At 67.9% G+C, this 18648-nt stretch carries 13 protein-coding genes; 2 read left to right on the forward strand and 11 right to left on the reverse strand.

Annotation, left to right across the window (positions count from 1 at the left end; translation table 11 throughout):
- Positions 1 to 165: 165 nt before the first annotated feature.
- Positions 166 to 1221 carry an HD-GYP domain-containing protein gene (locus J2W78_RS11635; RefSeq protein WP_253370586.1) on the reverse strand — a complete coding sequence of 352 codons (1056 nt, stop codon included), beginning with the start codon at positions 1219 to 1221 and terminating at the stop codon, positions 166 to 168.
- 405 nt (positions 1222 to 1626) lie between these two features.
- Here J2W78_RS11635 and J2W78_RS11640 point away from each other — a divergent pair, with 405 nt between their 5' ends.
- Positions 1627 to 1851 (forward strand): hypothetical protein, encoded by a 225-nt coding sequence (locus J2W78_RS11640; RefSeq protein WP_253370588.1) that lies wholly within the window; start codon positions 1627 to 1629, stop codon positions 1849 to 1851.
- Between the two features lie 336 nt (positions 1852 to 2187).
- On the opposite strand, the gene J2W78_RS11645 is transcribed toward J2W78_RS11640, so the two are convergent.
- Entirely contained in the window at positions 2188 to 3120 is a 933-nt protein-coding gene (locus J2W78_RS11645) for a helix-turn-helix domain-containing protein (RefSeq protein WP_253370590.1), read from the reverse strand.
- A 693-nt stretch (positions 3121 to 3813) separates the two neighbouring features.
- Here J2W78_RS11645 and J2W78_RS11650 point away from each other — a divergent pair.
- The gene (locus J2W78_RS11650; protein WP_253370592.1) at positions 3814 to 7512 is read left to right on the forward strand and encodes a flagellin hook IN motif-containing protein; all 3699 of its coding nucleotides are present in this window, start codon (positions 3814 to 3816) and stop codon (positions 7510 to 7512) included.
- A gap of 111 nt (positions 7513 to 7623) precedes the next feature.
- On the opposite strand, the gene J2W78_RS11655 is transcribed toward J2W78_RS11650, so the two are convergent.
- From J2W78_RS11655 to J2W78_RS11695, 9 genes are all read right to left on the reverse strand, one after another.
- A complete protein-coding gene (locus J2W78_RS11655) occupies positions 7624 to 8625 on the reverse strand; it encodes a hypothetical protein (RefSeq protein WP_253370594.1) in 1002 nt (333 codons plus the stop codon).
- 251 nt (positions 8626 to 8876) lie between these two features.
- On the reverse strand, positions 8877 to 10139 hold the full coding sequence (locus J2W78_RS11660; RefSeq protein WP_253370596.1) for a monooxygenase: 1263 nt from the start codon (positions 10137 to 10139) through the stop codon (positions 8877 to 8879).
- Between the two features lie 31 nt (positions 10140 to 10170).
- On the reverse strand, positions 10171 to 10932 hold the full coding sequence (locus J2W78_RS11665; RefSeq protein WP_253370598.1) for an ABC transporter ATP-binding protein: 762 nt from the start codon (positions 10930 to 10932) through the stop codon (positions 10171 to 10173).
- Complete coding sequence (locus J2W78_RS11670) at positions 10929 to 12302, reverse strand: ABC transporter substrate-binding protein (protein ID WP_253370600.1); 1374 nt, start codon at positions 12300 to 12302, stop codon at positions 10929 to 10931. The genes J2W78_RS11665 and J2W78_RS11670 overlap by 4 nt, the downstream gene beginning before the upstream one ends.
- A gap of 35 nt (positions 12303 to 12337) precedes the next feature.
- On the reverse strand, positions 12338 to 13381 hold the full coding sequence (locus J2W78_RS11675; RefSeq protein WP_253370602.1) for a branched-chain amino acid ABC transporter permease: 1044 nt from the start codon (positions 13379 to 13381) through the stop codon (positions 12338 to 12340).
- Positions 13382 to 13385: 4 nt separating this feature from the next.
- Positions 13386 to 14267, reverse strand: a complete 882-nt coding sequence (locus tag J2W78_RS11680) for a branched-chain amino acid ABC transporter permease (protein WP_253370604.1) — start codon at positions 14265 to 14267, stop codon at positions 13386 to 13388.
- A gap of 10 nt (positions 14268 to 14277) precedes the next feature.
- Positions 14278 to 15048 carry an ABC transporter ATP-binding protein gene (locus J2W78_RS11685; RefSeq protein ID WP_253370606.1) on the reverse strand — a complete coding sequence of 257 codons (771 nt, stop codon included), beginning with the start codon at positions 15046 to 15048 and terminating at the stop codon, positions 14278 to 14280.
- 5 nt (positions 15049 to 15053) lie between these two features.
- The gene (locus J2W78_RS11690; protein ID WP_253370608.1) at positions 15054 to 16457 is read right to left on the reverse strand and encodes an LLM class flavin-dependent oxidoreductase; all 1404 of its coding nucleotides are present in this window, start codon (positions 16455 to 16457) and stop codon (positions 15054 to 15056) included.
- A gap of 50 nt (positions 16458 to 16507) precedes the next feature.
- Positions 16508 to 17962, reverse strand: a complete 1455-nt coding sequence (locus J2W78_RS11695) for a carbohydrate porin (protein WP_253370610.1) — start codon at positions 17960 to 17962, stop codon at positions 16508 to 16510.
- Positions 17963 to 18648 lie beyond the last annotated feature (686 nt).

An 18648-nucleotide genomic window follows, 5' to 3' on the forward strand; every position in this document is an offset into this window, starting at 1 on the left:
AAAGGTCGCCACCGGCTTTCGGAAAGGATGATGCAAGAACACAGGCCTCGAGCATCGTCATGGATGTCGGATCCAGGACGATGCTCACGGCGTCACGCCGATGCCGTGTCCGGTCCCCGGCGGGCCGGACGCCGCCGCGACGGGCCGGGCTGGCGAAGCGCCGTATCAGGCGGCCGCGGATGCGGTGTCGCGGCCGAGATCGAGGAAGGTCTGGACTCCCGCCCAGCGGCTCAGGAATGCCTCGACGATGGCCGGGTCGAAGTGGGAGCCGGCGTTCTCTTGCAGAAAGTCCCGCGCACGCTCCGGTGACCAGGCCTGCTTGTAGGGACGCTGGGTCGTCAGCGCGTCGAAGACGTCGGCCACTGCGACGATGCGGCCGGACAGGGGGATGGCCTCGCCCTTTAGGCGATACGGGTAGCCGGTCCCGTCCCAGCGCTCGTGGTGGCTTCCCGCGATTTCGGCGGCAAGCCGCATGACCGGCGAGTCGCTGCCGCCCAGGATGCGCCGTCCCCGGTCGGCGTGCTGCTCCATCTCCCGGCGCTCCTCGGGAGAGAGCGCACCCGGCTTGAGCAGGATCGCGTCCGGCACGGCGATCTTGCCGACGTCGTGCATGGTCGCGGCCAGACAGAGCTGCCGGGCATCGGAGGGGGACATCCGCATCGCCTCGGCGATCAGCCCGACATAGGCGGAGACGCGGGCGATGTGATCGCCGGTGTCGGAATCGCGGTGCTCGGCGGCGCGCATGAGGGTCGAGACGATCTCGCGCTCGCGCTCCTCGACCATCGCCACCGCCGCCGCGACCTCGCGGGCGAGCTGCGCGGCGTGATCGCGCTGCGCCCGGTGTGCCTCGGAGAGGGCGAGCAGGTTCGTGACGCGGGCACGGATCTCGACCGCGTCGGCGGGCTTGGTGAGGAAGTCGGTCGCCCCCGCCTCCAGCGCCTCGCGGCGCAGGCTCCGTTGGTCGTGGCTCGTCACCATGACCGTGGGGACGTTGGTGAGGCCGGGAATGCGCCGCACCGCCCGGATGAACTCGACGCCGTTCATGCCCGGCATCTCGTAGTCGGTGATGACGACGCCGATCTCGGACGCCCGCGTCTCCGCGAAGGCGAGCGCCTCGGCCGGCACGGTGAAGGCCTGCGGCGTGCAGCCGGCAAGCGGCCGCAACGAGGCGACCATCACCAAGTTGTTCATCTCGGCATCGTCGAGGACGAGAGCGAGCATCGAGCTTTGTCCCAGGCCTGTCGGCACCCCTCGCCCAACTGGGCGCTTGGACGGCAACCCTATGGTGGACGCGCCCACTAACACCCCCGTCCGTTGCTGAAAGGTGAAGCCGGCTCCGGTTCCCCGCCGATGCGGTCGCCCCTCGTGCGTGAGCGTTAGCGAAAGCTTGGCGGAATACTCGAAACCTGGCCGCCCGACGAGTTCGTTGACGAACCCCCAGCCCGACCCGCATTCGCGTTGATCCAGCGCAAGAACCCCAGGTCGATCCTATGGGGGGGATCCGGTTCCGGCGCTCCCGCGAGGCAATGATGCCGGGGCCCGTGGGACGACGCCTTGAGTTGAATCAAGGCGTCGTGCGGCCGGCGCGGCAGGATGGCGCCCGTCGGACGAAGACGGGAGCAGGCGATGAGTGTGGTGCTTCGATCCATCGAAATCGAGACGGTGCGCTACGTGCGGGCGACGGCCGGGCCCGTGCCGCACGCCGAGACGGCGGCCGGAGCCGGCATGCCGGTGGTCGCAGGCGTCGTCAGGGACATCGCCCGCTACCGGACCATCGGCAGCCTGCAGGCGCTGGGCTTGGCCGCTACCGCCTCGGTGGCGACGATCGCGCTGTTCTGGCTGGCCTTCTGAACGCCTGATCCGGTTTCCGCTTGATCCGAGCGGGGACCGTATCAGCCAGCCCGCGCGGCGCTTGAGGCGGGAGATGGACGACATCACCGGGCGCCGACATGTGCTTGCGGCGCTGGGGCTCGCACCCATGTTCTTCCATGCGGCCGGTCAGCCGGTCGGGAGAGACTGCCGCCCGGGCGCAGGCTCGGCGTTGAGATGGATCAAGCGAGCGGCGGCCATGTTGGCGGCCTGCTCATCCCTGCCGTCGAGAGCATCGCCCCGAGACCCGGCTGCCATCCGTCGGAGCGCTCCAATAGGATCGCTCGGCGATGACGGCGACCCGTCACCGACGGGATCTTACGCTGCGAGTTCCTTGAGCCACGATTGGAGAACCGGCTGCGCCTCGGCCGTCCGGCCCCAGACGCTGGAGCCGATCTCGGTTTCCCGCGGCAGGAAGCCGAATCGGCGCTTGAAGGCACGGCTGAAGGTCTTCTCGTCGGAGAAGCCGGTGGCATAGGCGACCGTGGAGATCCGCGGGCGCCCCGCCGGACCGGCCTGCGTCAGCATCTTGATCGCCCGCAGCAGGCGCCGTTCGCGGATGAAGCGTTGCACCCCGCCCTCCGAGGCGAATTGCCGGTATAGGGTCGCACGGGAGAGGCCAAACCGGTGCGCGAGCGTCTCGGCATCGAGGCTCGGCGAGGCCAGTTCCTTCTCGATGTATTGCCGGATCGTGATGCTGAGTTGCACTTCGCTCGCCGGCCGGTCCGCCACCTGCCCGCGCAGGCAGGCGCTGCCGAGCATCGCCACGGCTTGGCTCACATGCGGAAGCTGGTGGACGTCGAGAACATCGACGCAGTCGACGAGTTCGCGCACGCAGGTGAAGAACAGCCGGCTGATGCGATCCGTCGCGTAATCGAAGGCGCGGCCGTGCAGTGCCTCGATATTCGGCACCTTCTCGGCAATGAGGGCGCGCGGAAGGAGGAGATTGGTCGCGTGGATCGGCTCGGCGACCACGGTCACCGGCTGGGCGAGGTCGAACACCACGCAGGCGTTCCGGGCGACATCGGTTTCGCCCCAAGCCACTTCGACCCGGCTGGTGCCGGAATGGTAGAACTGAAGCAACAGATGGTCGAGGCCCTGTTGCGCCACCATGCGCGGCGTCCGCTCCAGGATCTGAGCCGGCGCCCGAACCTCGCCGACGAGCAGATCGCCGAGATGATAGTTGTCCATCGTGATCGGACCGGACAGCAGGCGTCCGCTCGGCAGGGTGGCCTGGAAGATCGGCGACATGGCTGCAGTCCAGGCCTCGCGTAAAGCGACGGGATCCGTCGGCGGATCGAAACAGCTTCGAAGAATCGTCGACATATCCAAATGGTCTCTGAGAAAGGAGGTTGCGGCTTGTCGCAAGCCTAAGCTTGTCTGCTGATCACATGTTCGGTGGCATTGTCGGAGTGGGACTCGATACGCATGTCGAAGGTGAACATGCTTATCGAGTTCCTAATCTATCTGGGTATTGCGATCTATAATGCAACAATGATCGCTTATACTGATTTTCAGGTCATTCCATTCGCCTTCGTCCAATCATTCAAGAGGTACCGCTTGTCCCGAAATTGGACAATCGTGCCGCCGTGTCAAATTTTGCGACGATCTTCGGACGCTTCGGCTTTCGGCTCTGGAAGACACCGGTTGTCGCGATCGGCCCGCATATCGGGTCAAACCCCCAACCACCCTTTGGATGTGCAAGAGCGCGGCACGGCCGGCAAATGCCGGATGGCGGCGTCGGCGCCGCATTTGAGACGGAGTGCGACTTTTGAGATATGCTTTGATACACGATATAACTTTGAGACTATACTCTACTATCCTGAGACATATTGAGACATAATCGGCGGTATCTGGCAAAAATACTTAGATCCTCATCAATTGCGTCGGGCGCTTCATCCCCTCACCGCCGACACGTCGGCTCCCCGAGGATCGAGTCGCCCCATGTCTTCCAGCATCACGCTCTCGGCCGCGACGCGGCAGAACCTGCTCTCGCTTCAGGACACGGCGAGCCTGCTCGCGACGACGCAGAGCCGGCTCTCGACGGGCAAGAAGGTCAACTCGGCCCTCGACAACCCGATCAACTTCTTCACTGCCAGCAACCTGTCGTCGCGCTCGACCGAGCTGTCGTCTCTGCTCGACGGCATCTCGAACGGCGTCCAGACCATCCAGGCGGCCAATACGGGTCTTTCCAAGCTCCAGAATCTCACGAGCCAGCTCAAGTCGACGGCGCAGCAGGCGCTGGCCGCCACCAGTGCCTTTACCTCCAAGGCCGCCTCGGTCTCGACGGGGCTCTCGGGGGCGACCGCCGCCAATCTGTTGTCCACCGGCCCGACCGCGGCGCTCTCCGACAAGGCGATCGGCACGCTCACCAACGGTCAGCCGAGCGCCGCGGTGCCGGCGACGGTGACCGGCAGCGTCGATTACAAGCCGACCGCCGCCCCGGCGACGATGCGCGGCGCGACCTTCGCCGCGACCACGCCGAGCCTCGCCAAGGCGACGGGCACCTCGACCTTCTCGACACCGGCCAACGCCGTCGCCGGTACGGCGACGGGCACCGCTTTCACGACGCTCACCTCGGCCGCAACGATCGAGGTGACGTACGCCACCAGCCCCACGAGCACCACCACCACCAGTATCAGCCTGGCGGTCGGCGACACCGTCGACGCCGCCGTGACCAAGCTCAATGGCCAGCTTGGCAGCCTCGGGATCACGGCCAAGAACGATAGCGGCAAGCTCTCGTTCACCGGCAAGGCCGACGGCTCCGCCTTCTCGGTCAAGACCACGGCGCAGGGAACCTCGGAGACCGGCTTCACCACGGGCACGAGCGCTGCGTCGAGCGGCAACGTCGCGGCGGCGAGCCAGAAGCTGACGATCAACGGCGAGCTGATCACCATCGCGGGGGGGAGTGCCGGCGCGACGGCTGCCGACGTGACGAAGGCCGCCGTCGACGCGATCAATGCCAAAACCACCGCAACCGGCGTCACCGCCAGCATCGAGACGGTGGGCGGCACCTCACGGTTGGCGCTGACGGGCAAGGCTGACGGCTCGAACTTCACGGTGACCGGCGAGGCCGGCAACAGCCTCGGCTTCGCTTCGAGTCCGACGACGACCGGCAACGGCGCCGCGGCGGCGAGCCAGACGCTGACAATCGGCGGTACGCAGATCACCATCGCGGGCGGCGGCTCCATCGACGATGCCGTCACGGCGATCAACCGCCAGACCGGCACCACCGGCGTGAGTGCTGCCAAGGATCCCGCCGACGCCACCCGCCTGCTGCTCACCGGCAAGTCCGACGGCTCGGCCTTCACCGTCGCCTCCTCCAACCCGGCCTCCAGCGGCTTCTCGGCGACGCCGACGAGCACGAGCCTCGCGGCGACGGTGAGCGGCGCCTATACGCCGACGGGAACGCCCGCCGCGGCGAGCGGCGCCAGCGCCTTCACCGGCCCGGCCAACGCGGTCGCCGGCACGGTGACGGGCGGCGCCTACACGCCGACGAGCGCCGCCGTGACGATCGCGATCGCATCCACGGGCAGCACGACGACGAACATCTCGGTCAGCCTCGCCGCGAACGACACGCTCGAGACGGCGATCTCGAAGATCAACACCGCGGGTAGCGCGGCCGGGATCACGGCCGCGATCGACTCGACGAACAAGATCAAGATCACCGGCAAGAGCAACGGCGATGCGCTGAGCATCACCGGTGACGGTGCAGGCTTCTCGGCGACGGCGCTGACCGCGGCCCGGACTGAGGCGAAGACCCAGACGCTGACCATCGGAAGCCCCAGCACCACCAGTACGACCAGCATCACCATCAGCGGCGGGAATGCCGGCGACAGTGCGGCCTCGGTCCTGGCCGGCGCCCTCAAGGCGATCAACGATCAGTCGTCCACCACCGGCGTCACCGCCTCGAGCTCGGCGGACGGCAAGATCGTGCTCAAGGGTGCGAACTCGGGTGCGGCCTTTACGGTCCAGGGCGGTGCGAACAACACGCTCGGCTTCTCGACCAGCAAGCAGACCGTGGAAAACGGCGTGGCGCCCACCGCCCAGACGCTGACGATCAACGGCAAGGACATCACCATCGCGGCCGGTGCGAGCCAGGCGGCGGTGATCACCGCCATCAATGACGCCAATACCGGCGCCACGGCCACGGGCGTCGGCGCCGGCATCGATCCCGACAATGCCGGCAGGATTAAGCTCACCGGCAAGTCCGACGGCGCGGCCTTCACCGTGCAGTCGAGCAACGCCGCCTCCTCCGGGTTCTCGGGCATCACGCAGCAGGTCAACAACAACCAGGGCGCGGCTCAGACCGTGACGGTGAACGGCACCGCCATCGAGATTGCGGCCTCCGCCACGCTCGATCAGGCAATCGCCACCATCAACGCGAAAAGTTCGGTCACCGGCGTCACTGCGGACAAGGACACCGCCGGTACCAAGCTGACGTTCAAGGGGAGTGCCGACGGCTACGCCTTCACGATCAAGGGCTCGGAGCACAACACGCTGGGGCTCGCCAGCACCGAAGCCTCGGTTGCCGGCACCTTCGATCCGGGCCAGACCACGCTGATCTCGACCCTGGGCTTCCAGGGCGGCGACAGCTTCTCGGTCAACGGCCAGACCGTGAACCTGACGGCGACCGACACGATCGGCTCGCTCGTCCAGAAGGTCGGCGCGGCGACCAACGGCTCGGTGACCGCGAGCTACGACGCGGCGGCCAACAAGTTCAGCTTCACCGCCGCCGACTCGAACACCGCGGTGCAGCTCGGTGACGGTTCGACCGCCACGTCGAAGGTCGCCAATCTCGGCTTCACGGCGACGAACTTCGCGGCGGGCGGCGGCAAGCCGGGCTCGCAGAGTGCGCTCGCGGGCAAGTCGCTGACCGTTCAGGTCGGCAGCGGCACGGCCATGAACACGGCCACCATCACGTTTGGAAACGCGCCGGGGCAGGTCTCGACGCTGGCCCAACTCAACGAGGCGCTGGCCCCCGCCAACGCCCAGGCGACGATCGACTCGCTGACCGGCAAGATCTCGATCACCACCTCCAACGACGTCGGCGCCCAGAACCTGTCGATCATCGCCAATGGCGCCGGCAACCCGTTCACCACCGGTACGGCGGCGGCCAATCTCGGCGGCGACGGCCTCAACGCCCGCAACAACCTCGTGCAGACCTACAACGACCTGCTCAAGCAAATGGACCAGCTCGCCTCGGATGCCGGGTTCAACGGCGTGAACCTGCTGTCGGGCGACAACCTCACGATCAACTTCAACGAGAAGGGCTCGTCCTCGCTCAAGGTCCAGGGCAGCGCCACCAACGCGGCCAGCCTCGGCCTCTCGGCGGTGGGCCAGACCAACTTCCAGGAGAGTAGCGCCATCAAGAAGATCGTCGATCAGATCAACAGCGCCGGTAGCCAACTCCAGTCGCGCGCGGCCGCGCTCGGCTCGAACCTCGCGGTGGTGCAGAACCGGCAGGACTTCACCAAGCAGATCATTAACGTGCTCGATACGGGGGCTGCCAACCTGACCAGCGCCGACCTCAACGAGGAGGCGGCCAACTCCCAGGCGCTCTCGACCCGCAACTCGCTGGCGATCTCGGCGCTGTCGCTGGCCAACCAGTCGCAGCAGGGCATCCTGCAGCTCCTGCGGTAACGCGATCCGCGCCCGGCGCGCATCGAGACGACAGGGACGGGCCGGCTTCCTCGGGGAGCCGGCCCGTTTCGTCTCGACCGGTGCAAGCGGCGAGCGGGAGGCGCCATCGGATCAGGAGGCTGTTCCCGCTGGCCGGGCCGGTTCCGCCTCCCGGCTCGCCAGCGCCATGCGATAGGTCATGTCGTGGGAGGACAGGGTGTCGGCGATGAAGCGGTCCACGGCCGCCAAGCCGCGGGCTGTTGGGGCGAGATGTTTCAGGCTCCGGCCGGCCGAGGTGAGGAGGCCGCCGGTCTCCGCTGCCGCCAGGATGTTGCGGACATGCGACCGGGACACCCCGAACCGCGCGACGATGTCGGAAAAGTCGCTCTCGCGGATGGCGGCCTGCGCGTCCGCCTCCTTCAGCAGGATCACCCGCGCCAGGACATGGAAGCCTTGATACATCTGGAGGAACGGGAGGATGTCGCCGTTCTGTGCGAGGAACCGACCGATGACGTCGAACATGCCGACCGAGACGCGGCGGTGAGCCAGATGGAAGGCCGGGTCGCGGGACACGGCGAGACCGTATCCGGGTTCCGGATAGAGCTCCTGCAGCACGCTGTAATAGGAGGACAGCAAGGCCCGATCCCAGGCCAGGAGTTTGTCCGTCGGCACCAGCAGCCGCAGCCGGCCGTCGGCAGTGGGACGCTCCAGAACGACGTGATCGGTCTCGACGAGGCGGGCGATGAGATCATCGATTTGCCGAGGACTCGAGAGTCCGAAGGACGCTCCCGCCTCCTTGAGCCGCGCGAGCGTCGGCCACGTCGCCCGGTCCGCCGGATCCCAGGCCGCATGGAGGCAGACGATCGCGCTGATCGTGGCGACCCGATAGGCCGCGCTCTGCCATCCCCCGGGGAAGTTCGCGATCTCGTAGCACGCCATCGTGATGGCGACGTAACGCGGTCGCATCCGCGCGAAATCGGGATGGATCAGGATCTCACCGCTCGTGCGATGCGCGATGTCGGGGAGGAAGCGCCGGAATTGCGACGGCTCCGGCGGAAGTGGATCGAGGGTGCCGTGGCCGGCCGCTCTCTCGTCCGTTCCTTCGCTCGGCGCGGAACCACCCGTCTTCGACATGTATTCTGTGCGTCTCGGCTTCAGTGCGAGGGCCGGACGCCGGAGCCGCGGCGGCTTGCCGGCCCAGGCTCGATCCGGCGCAAAACCCTCTCCGGCATACCCACGACCACCGACTTTGACCCGGTGAGGTTGCGGTGGGTTAGAGTCAGTGCGGAGGCTTTTGCAAGCTCCGGCCGACCGCGTAGGGCTCACTTCCTCGCGACGCTGCCGGAGCGCGAGCACCACTCCCGGCCAGGGCCCCAGCCACGCTCTCAGCCGCGGCTCTCCGGCACGCGCCCGATCTTCCACTGGAACGGCGGCTCGGTGCCGTTGACGGCGTAATCGCCGACGACGCGGTCCTTGAAGATGCGCGGATTGTGCGAGGCGATCGTGCGGGCGTTGCGCCAGTGGCGGTCGAGCGCGAGGCCGCGGCGCGTGGCCGAGGCGCCGAGCGCGTCGAACAGGATCGTGCCGGCATCCAGCACGAGGCCGGTCAGCACGCTCTGGGCCTGGGCCAGCTCGATCTCCGCGGCGACGTTGATCGCGTGCGCCTCTTCCTCGGGCAGGTCGGCGACGCGCGCCTCGTAGGCGCGCTGCACGGCCTGCGCCGCCTGCCCGTTGATCGCACCGGCGGCATAGGCGAGGCCGTGCACCCGGCCCACGACCTGAAGCACCTGCGGGTCGGCGCTGGGGCGCGCCCCGGCGGCGTGGGAATAGGTGCGCGCGCGCTCGCGCACGGCGCGAGCGACCTCGCCCGCCGCCGCCCGGGCGATGCCGGTGAGGGTGGCCAGATGCACCGCCTGGAAGAAGGCCGGGCCGTAGGGGAAGCGATCCGCGGTCGGCAGCGGATCGCCGACGGCGGGGGCGTCCTCGAACAGGGCGGTGCCGCTGGCCGTGAGCCGCTGGCCGAACCCGTCCCAATCGTCGAGGATCTCGACACCCGGCGCCTTGGCCGGCACCACCACCGAGGTCTCCTCCCCCGCCTCGCCGGTGCCGACGACGTCGATCCAGTCGGCGAAGAGCGAGCCCGTGGTGTAGTATTTCTTGCCCGTCAGCCCCCACCCCGCGCCGCTGCGATGGATGCGGGTCTCGAAAGTGCCGACCGTGGCGGTCCCGGTCTCGGACCACGCCCCGCCGAACAGGTCGCCGGCCGCGAGGCGTTCGATCCAGTGCGCCCGGCGCTCCCCCGCTGGACTGCCGACGGTGTCCTCGGCAAAGCCGAAATGGTTGCGTAGGGCCTGCGGCAGGTTGGAATCGGCCTCCGCCAGTTCGGTCAGCAGCCCGAACAGGTCGGGCAGGCTCGCGCCGAAGCCACCCTCCTCCTCCGGCACCCGCAGGGCGCCGAAGCGGGCTTCGCGCAGCCACCCGATCGCCGTGTAGGGCAGATCGCGCTTACCTTCACGCGCAAGCGCCCCCTCGCGGATGCGGGCAAAGATCGGCCGGAAGCGCGCGGCGAGGCCCTCGTAGCGCGGGCTCGGGGGCGTGCCCCAGGCAGCCCAAGGAGAGGTCCATGAGGTGGCTTCGGGTTCGCTCATCGGCTGTCTCGTTCGGTGCGGGTGCAAAACATCAGTGCCGGGTCCCGGCCTCGCCGCCGCCGAGGTAGAGCGCGCCGAGCCGCCCGCTCGCGGCGAGTTCCGCGCTGGAGCCGGAGGCCACCACGCGCCCGCTCTCGAGCACGACGGCGCGGTGGGCGACCTCGAGCACGAGGTTGGCGTTCTGCTCGGCGACGAGGACGCTCACGCCCTCCTCGCGGTTGAGCCGGGCGACGATCTCGAAGATCTCGGCGACGATGATCGGCGCGAGCCCCATGGAGGGCTCGTCGAGGAGCAGCAGGGTCGGGTGGGTCATCAGGGCGCGCCCGATCGCCACCATCTGCTGCTCGCCGCCGGAGGTGAGGCCGGCTTTCGCCCCGCGCCGCTGCTTCAGGCGCGGGAACCACGCGTAGATCCGCTCCAGATCTTCAGCGAGTTGCCGCCGGCTCGGGCGGCGGAGGTAGCCGCCCGTCAGCAGGTTCTCTTCCACCGTGAGCTGGCCGAAGACGTGGCGGCCCTCCAGCACCTGCACGATGCCGCGGGCGACGAGGTCGGCCGGGTCGAGCCGCCCGGTCGCCTCGCCCTGCCAGCGGATGGCGCCGCGCCGCACATGGCCGCGTTGTGCGCCGAGCAGGTTCGAGATCGCCCGCAGGGTCGTGGTCTTGCCGGCGCCGTTGGGGCCGATCAGCGCGACGATCTCCCCCTTGGCGACGCTGAGCGACACGTCGCGCAAGCCCAGGATCGAGGCGCCGTAAACCGCCTCGATGGATTCGACGTCGAGGAAGGGCGCGCTCATTTCGCGCTCGCCTCCGCCGTGTCCTCGGAGCGGGGCGTGATGCCCTTCTCCCGGGCATAGGCCGCCGCGCGCTCGTAGATGACGGGCAGGAGCAGTTCACGGTCGGACTTGACCCAGCCGTTGCTGACGATGTTCCACTTCGCGCCGTCCCATTGCAGCACCTTGCCGGCACCGCCGCCCTCGTGGTCCTTGATCGAGAGGCGGAGCGGCTGGACGAGGCCGTCCGCGCCGAGTTCCTTCAGGCGGGCCTCGTCGAGCACGAGGTGTTCGAGGCCCCACTGCGTCTCCTCGCCGTTGAGGGGGCGCTTGCCGAAGCGTGCTTGCGCCGTGCGGATTGCCTCGACGGCGATGATCGTCTCGATCACACCGGAATTGTAGTAGACCGAACCGAAGCTCTTGAGATCCTTCAGGTCGCTCTTGCCCTGATCGATGATCGCCACCTTGATTTTCTTCAGGATGCCGAACTCGGCCCCGGCGGGGAACGGGGTGATGGCGAGATAGCCCTTGCCGACGCTGCCGGCCGGCCGCACGTCCTCCTCGGAGCCCGACCAGATGCCGCCGATGATGTGATCGACGGGGAAACCCGTCTTGGCCGCCGTCTTGATCGCCACCGGGGTCATCACGCCCCAGCCGCGCAGAAACACCCAGTCCGGCTTGATCTGGCGGATGCGGGCCCATTGCGCCGACTGGTCGTTGCCGGGATGCGGCACCGCGATCTGGATGTTCTCGAAGCCGTAGGTCTTGGCCAGTAGGTCGAGCGGGACTTGCGTCTCCTTGCCGTAGGGAGAGTCGTGGTAGACGGTCGCGATCTTGAGACCCTTGAGCTTGTCCTTACCCCCGACCTGCTCGGCGATGTAGTTCACTGCCGAGGACGCCTCGCTCCAGAAACTGAACAAAGCGGTGAAGCTGTAGGGGAAGACGCGCCCGTCGATCGCCTCGGTGCGGCCGTAGCCGGTGGTGAGCAGCGGGATCTTGTCGGCGGCGGACTTTTCCGTGAGCGCCTTGGTGATCGGGTCGCCGTGCGGCAGGAACAGCGGCACCGGCGAGCCGTCACGGCCGCCCTTCAGCCGCTCGTAGCACTCGACGCCCTTCTCGACCGCCCACTCGGTCTCGCACTCCTCCCAGGTCAGCTTGACGCCGTTGATCCCGCCCTCGACCTCGTTGAGGTAGCGCAGGTAGTCGATGGTCCCGCCCCAGACCGGCGTCCCGGACGAAGCGTAGGCGCCGACCCGGTAGGTGGCGAGGGGGATGTACTGCTTGGCCGCTTGAGCACCGGATTCTTGCGCGGAGGCGGTGGGCACGAGGTTGGGCGCGGCGGTCAGGCTCGCGGCGAGGGCAACGGCGCGCAGGGCGCGGGACAGGCGGGACATCGTTCGGTTCTCCGGGAGAGCTTCGAGGGAGGGAATCAGCGGGCGGGGCGGCGCAGCCGGCCGAGCAGCGCGGCCAGCCCGTTCGGCTCCTTGATCAGGAAGCCGATGATGAGCGCGCCGAAGAGGATGCGTTGGAGGTTCGAGACCTGCCCGCCATCGAGGCTGCCGCCGAGCACGGCGTTCGACAGATGGGTCAGCAGGATCGGGGTCAGGACGATGAAGGCCGCGCCGATGAAGCTGCCCGACAGGCTGCTCAAGCCCCCGATGATGATGATGAACATCGCCTGGAACGAGCGGTCGAGATCGAAGCTGCGGGCATCGACCGTGCCGAGATAGGCGAACGCCCACAGAGCGCCGGCGACACCGCTCACCGCGGCGCCGACGAAGAAGGCCGAGAGCTTGGCCCGCGCCACCGGCACGCCGATGACGGCCGCCGCGGTCTCGCCGTCGCGCACTGCGCGCCAGTTGCGGCCGGTCTGGCTTCCGACGAGACGCCACGCCAGCACCGTGACGACGGTGACGCTGGTCAGCGTGAGGGCGTAGCGTCCGGCCGGGCTCGACAGGTCGTGGCCGAGGAACACGAGCCGGGGCGCCGAGATCGCGCTGGACGAGGCGTAGTTCGAGAACCAGCCGACCTGATTGAAGACCCACTCGATCAGGAACTGCGCCGCCAGCGTCGGCGCGATCAGGTAGAATCCCTTGATGCGGAGTGACGGCAGGCCGACGACGAGCCCGACCGATCCGGCGATGAGCCCACCGCCGACAAGGCTGACCGGCAGCGGCAGCTCGGGCAGGCGCAGCAGCAGGTTGTAAGTGGCGTAGGCCCCCACCGCCATGAAGGCGCCGGTGCCGAGCGAGGCTTGGCCCGCATAGCCCATGGTCAGGTTCAGGCCGAGCCCGGCGAGCGCCATGATCAGGAACGGGATCAGGATCGCGTTGTACCAGTAATCGGTGGCGGTGAGCGGGATCGCCACGAAGGCGAGGCCGAGGAGGAGAGCAAGGCCGGCGCCGCGCAGGGGCAGAGAGGGCAGCGTGAGGCGCCGGCCCGGCGCGAGGGCGGCAGCGAGGGCGGGGGGCATGGCGTCAGACTCTCTCGATGGCGCGTTCGCCGAACAATCCGGCCGGGCGCACCAGCAGGAAGGCGACGGCGAGCCCGTAGGCGAACCAGGTGGAGACGGAGCCGCCGAGCAGCGGCCCGAGATAGATCTCGGCGAGCGCGTCGGCCGCGCCGACGATGAGGCCGCCGACGACGGCGCCGGTGATCGAGGTGAAGCCGCCGATGATGAGCACTGGGAGCGCCTTGAGCACCACGAAGGTGAGGGAGAACTGCACGCCCTGGCGCGCGCCCCAGAGCAGGCCTGCCACCAGCGCCACGAAGCCGGCGACCGCCCAGACCGCGGCCCAGAGCACGGGCAGCCGGATGCCGATGGAGAGCGCGGCCTGCGGGTCGTCGGCCACCGCCCGCAGCGAGACGCCGATCCGGGTGCGCTCGAAGAACAGCCACAGGGCGAGCACCAGTGCGCCCGCGGTCAGGGCCGCCACGAGATCGAAGGAGCTGAGCTGGACCGGGCCGATCGCCACCGGCAGGTCGCTGATGCCGAGGTCGAGCTCGTGGACGCTGGCGCCCATCACGAGCTGCGAGCCGCCCTCGATCACGTAGGACAGGCCGAGCGTCGCCATGAACAGCGTGATCTGCGAGCGGTTCACGAGGGGCCGCAGCACCACCCGCTCGACGGCGACCGCCAGCGTCACCATGATCGCCAGCGTGATCAGGCCGGCGAGCCAGAACGGCACGTCGCGTTCGGTGAGCGTCACGAAGGTGAGCGCGGCGCAGAGCACCATCGCCCCTTGCGCGAAGTTGAACACGCCGGACGCCTTGTAGATCAGCACGAAGCCGATCGCGACGAGGGCGTACATCACGCCGGCGAGCAGGCCGCCCGCGAGCGTTTCCAGAAAGAAGCTCATGGATCGGCCCTCAATGCGGCTTGCCGAGATAGGCCGCGATCACGGCCGGGTCGTTGCGGATCGCCTCGGGTGGGCCGTCGCCGACCTTGCGGCCGTAATCGAGCACCACGACGTGGTCCGACAGGCTCATGACGACGCCGATATCGTGCTCGATCAGCACGACGGTGGTGCCGAGGCTGTCGCGCGCCGCCGCGATGAAGCGGGCGATCGTGCGCTTCTCCTCGCCGTTCATGCCGGCCATCGGTTCGTCGAGCAGCAGCAGCGTGGGCCGCGCCACCAGCGCGCGGGCGAGATCGACCCGCTTCTGGATGCCGTAGGGGAGCGTGGCGACGATGCGGTCGCGGTAGGCGCTGAGTTCGAGGAAACTCAGCGTCTCCTCCGCCGCCTCCCGGAAGCGGCGCATCTCGGCTGCATCGCGGGGCAAGCCCAGCGCGTGCTCGATCAGGGTGGTGCGGCTGTGGCGCGCGAGCCCTGCCAGCACGTTGTCGAGGACGCTGAGGCCCGAGAACAGGGCCGCATGCTGGAAGGTGCGCCCGATCCCGCGCCGCGCCGCAGCCCCCGGCCGGATCGAGCGCAGACGCTTCCCCTCGAAGGCGACATGGCCGGAATCGGCCCGGTAGACGCCGTTGAGGATGTTGAGCGCCGAGGACTTGCCCGCCCCGTTGGGGCCGATGAGGGCGCAGATCTCGCCGCGCTCGACCGAGAAACTCAGGGCGTTGATCGCCTTGAGCCCCTTGAACGAGAGCGAGACGTCGGAGAGTTCGAGGATCGGGTCGGCCATCGCTCTCACTCCGCCGCTTCGAGGCGGTTTGCCTCGCGGGCCTTCACCGCCTCGATGTCGCGGTAGCCGTGGGCCGGGTGCGTCTCCGGCAGGAGGGGCCCGCGCCCGAACAGTTTTTCGCGCAAGGTTCCGGGGCGGTAGGCCTTCGGGTAGACGCCGCGGCGCTGGAGTTCGGGCACCAGCAGGTTGACCGCATCCTCGAAGGTCTCCGGCGTCACCGCGTAGGCGAGGTTGAAGCCGTCGACGTCGGTCTCCTCGACCCATTGCTGGAGGATGTCGGCCACCGTCGAGGGCGAGCCGACGAAGACCGGCCCGATCCCGCCGATGCCGCCCCAGCGGGCGAGCTCCGCGATCGACCAGGGCTTCTCGGCCGAGGAGAAGCTCTCGACCATCGAGACGATGGCGTTGGTCTCGACCTTCTTCACCAGATCGGTCGGCGCGTACTGGCCGAAATCGATCCCGCTCCAGCCCGACATGAACACCAGCGCGCCGTCATACGACGTATAGGTTTGGTATTCCTCGAACTTCTTCTGCGCGGCCTCGTCGGTTTCGGCGACGATGATTGTGGTGAGGTTGTAGATCAGCACGTCGCGGGCGGAGCGGCCGGCGGCGACGGCTTTTGCCCGGACATCCGCGACATAGGCCTTGAGCATGGATTTGAGCGGCGCGCCGACGAACACGCACTCGGCATGGCCCGCCGCAAAAGCCTTGCCGGGCCCGGAGGCGCCGGCTTGGTAGAGCACTGGGGTGCGCTGGGGCGACGGCTCGCAGAGATGGTAGCCCGGTACGGTGAAGTGCCGGCCGCGATGGTCGATCTCGTGCACCTTCGACGGATCGGTGAAGATCCGCCGCTCGCGGTCGCGCAGGACGGCGCCAGGTTCCCAGCTGCCCTCGAACAGCTTGTAGAGCACTTCGACGTATTCGGCGGCGACCTCGTAGCGGTTGTCGTGGTGCGCGAGCCCCGACTGGCCGACGTTCTTGGCGCCGCTCTCGAGATACGAGGTGACGATGTTCCAGCCGACGCGGCCCTTGGTATGGTGATCCGCAGTCGAGAGGCGGCGGGCGAAGGTGTAGGGGTGCTCGAACGAGGTCGAGGCGGTGATGCCGATGCCGAGATGTTCTGTGGCCAGCGCGATCGGAGCGGCGAGCTGGAGCGGATCGTTGACCGGGATCTGCGCCGCCTGATGCAGGGCGTGCCAGTTCGAACCCTTGTAGACATCATAGTAGCCGACGACGTCGGCGATGAAGATCCCGTCGAAGATCCCGCGTTCGAGGGTGCGGGCGAGATCCTGCCAGTATTCGAGGTCCTTGTACTGCCACGAGCGGTCGCGCGGATGGGCCCACAGACCCGGCGACTGGTGCCCGACACAGTTCATGTCGAAGGCGTTGAAGCGAATTTGGCGCGTCATGAGGCTTCGTCCGTTGAGGGGGCGGCGCGGCAGGAAGGCTCGGCGGGGGCTCAGCCCGGCGCGAGGCCGAGCAACTGGCCGAGCGGCACGATCAGGGTGGCGCCGACGTAGAAGCCGTCCTTGGTGCGGTTGGGGGTGAAGGGGTTCCAGTAGGAATTGCCGTTGACGAGGTACTGGACCACCGGCTCGAAGAAGATGCCCTTGCCGAGCGCCAGATGCGCGTTGGCTTCGAAGATCAGCTTGTCGCGGGAATAGAGTTCACCGCTGCCGCCGGAGATGAAGTTCGCATCGGAGAGGAACTGCGCGTAGTCGGCGGAGATGCGCTGCCAGTTGACCTTGACGCCGTAGCGGTCGAGCGGCCGGCTCTGGTCGGGCGCTTGCAGCGTGAGGCCGGCAAACGCGCTCCAGCGGATCGGCACCGTCGGGTCGGGCGCGTAGGCGAGGCTGGTATAGGCCTGGATCGAGGTCGGGTTGAGGTTGCCCGCCTCCGCCCCGCCGTCGGCGCGCCACACGACCTGCGAGCCGGTGAGGATCACGCCGGAGGTGCCGGAGCGCAGCCGCACCGGATCGCCGGGATTGAGCCCCTTCGAGGTGCCGAAGACCGTCCTGAGGTTATCCTCGTGGTCGGCTGTATTGTAGAAGCCGGTCAGCGCCACGCGACTCGGATAGGGATCGGTGACGAAGGTGGTGGCGTGGCCGATCTCCGCGAGCGTGACGACGCCGTTGAGCGGTTCGTGGCCGAAATCCCAGCCGGAGGTGAAGTTGGCGCGGCCCGTCACCGCGAAGGCGCCGGCCTGGATGTAGTCGTTCGGAGAGGTCTTGTAGGCGACGTTGGCGCCCCAGACACCGTAGAGCGGCGAGCTGAGCCCGGCATTGATCTGCAAGATGTCCTGGAAGCAGCTCACGCTCGATTGGCAGGGTGGCAGCGCGTAGTAGCGGTTCGGATGGGTGCGCCCGATCTCGATGGCGAGGCGGTCGTCGAGCAGCCGCTGCTCGTAGGTGAGGATCGAGAGGCGGGCGAAATCGCGGTTGAAGGTCGGCTGGTAACCGATCGTGGTATCGCCGATGTCGGCGCCCATGTTGCGGTTGTTCCAGCGCAGGCCGAAGAAGGTCTGGGTGATGTGGAACCAGCCGCCGGGTATACCCGCCAACTTGTCGAGATCCGCATCGAGGCTCAGCAGGTAATAGGCCGAATTCGAGAGTTGTCCGGGCCGCAGGCCCGCGCTCGGGTTCGAAAAGAAGAAGTCGTAGACGTTGACATCGAAGCTCAATCCAGCGAGCGCCAGCGAGGCGGCGTAGGGCGCCAGCGGCCCGTGCCACTTCACCTTTCCGTCCGGCGCGACGCCGATCGCCTCCGGGTTGGTGCGGGGACCGGCCTCCCCGGTGAAGCTCTCCACCGCGCTCGGCGATTGCGCCAGGGCGGGCGTCTCGATGAGCGGCAGGGCACAGGCGAGGCCGGCGCCTAGGAGCAGGAGGCGGGCCGGCGGGGACAGGACGTTCGGCATCGGACTCGTCTTCAGGCAGTCGCGCAGGGGGCATCGGACCAGCGCGGACGCAGGCACGTGAGGCGGATCGGGAGGAGAAGCGTCGGCCCGCGGAATGCGGGACCTCGGCGGGGCAGCCGGTCCGGGCAGGATGTCGATCCGCCCGCCTGACCGGCGCGTCATCGAGAGCCCGACGAAGATCTGCTTGTCTTCGTTTGATGCTCGCCGAATGTGAGGCGATATTCGACAATGAACACTAGCGCGTCAATAAAAGCGATTGCCATTTTTGAGCGCGATGCTGGGACAACATTTCCCCCTTTGCGCCGAAAAGGGGGACGGAGACGTATCGGTACCGTTGAAGGCACGTGTGGATCGTCGGGCGGCGAAGAAAAACGCTTCCACGTTGCATCGGAGTGGCGAAGGGAATGGGCTCCGGACGATGTCAGCCCCGAGAGGCCTTGCGGCCCAGGGATCGGCGCCGACGCGCCGTAGAACCAATCGAGGCCCGGACGGATGACAAGGAGGAATAATCCTCTCGCGTCGGCTGATTCTTGGAGAACGATGATGCTAATTCGTGTCAATATTTGAATATTACATTCATTGATCTTGGGAGGTCTGGTCGGTCATTTTGACGGGCGCCGCTCTGCCGCACGGCCGGCCCTCAAGGCCGGTCCTGCCCGACTTGTTCAGGTTCAATTTCAGGTTCG

This window comes from Methylorubrum extorquens (genome assembly GCF_024169925.1).
Lineage (GTDB): Bacteria > Pseudomonadota > Alphaproteobacteria > Rhizobiales > Beijerinckiaceae > Methylobacterium > Methylobacterium extorquens_A.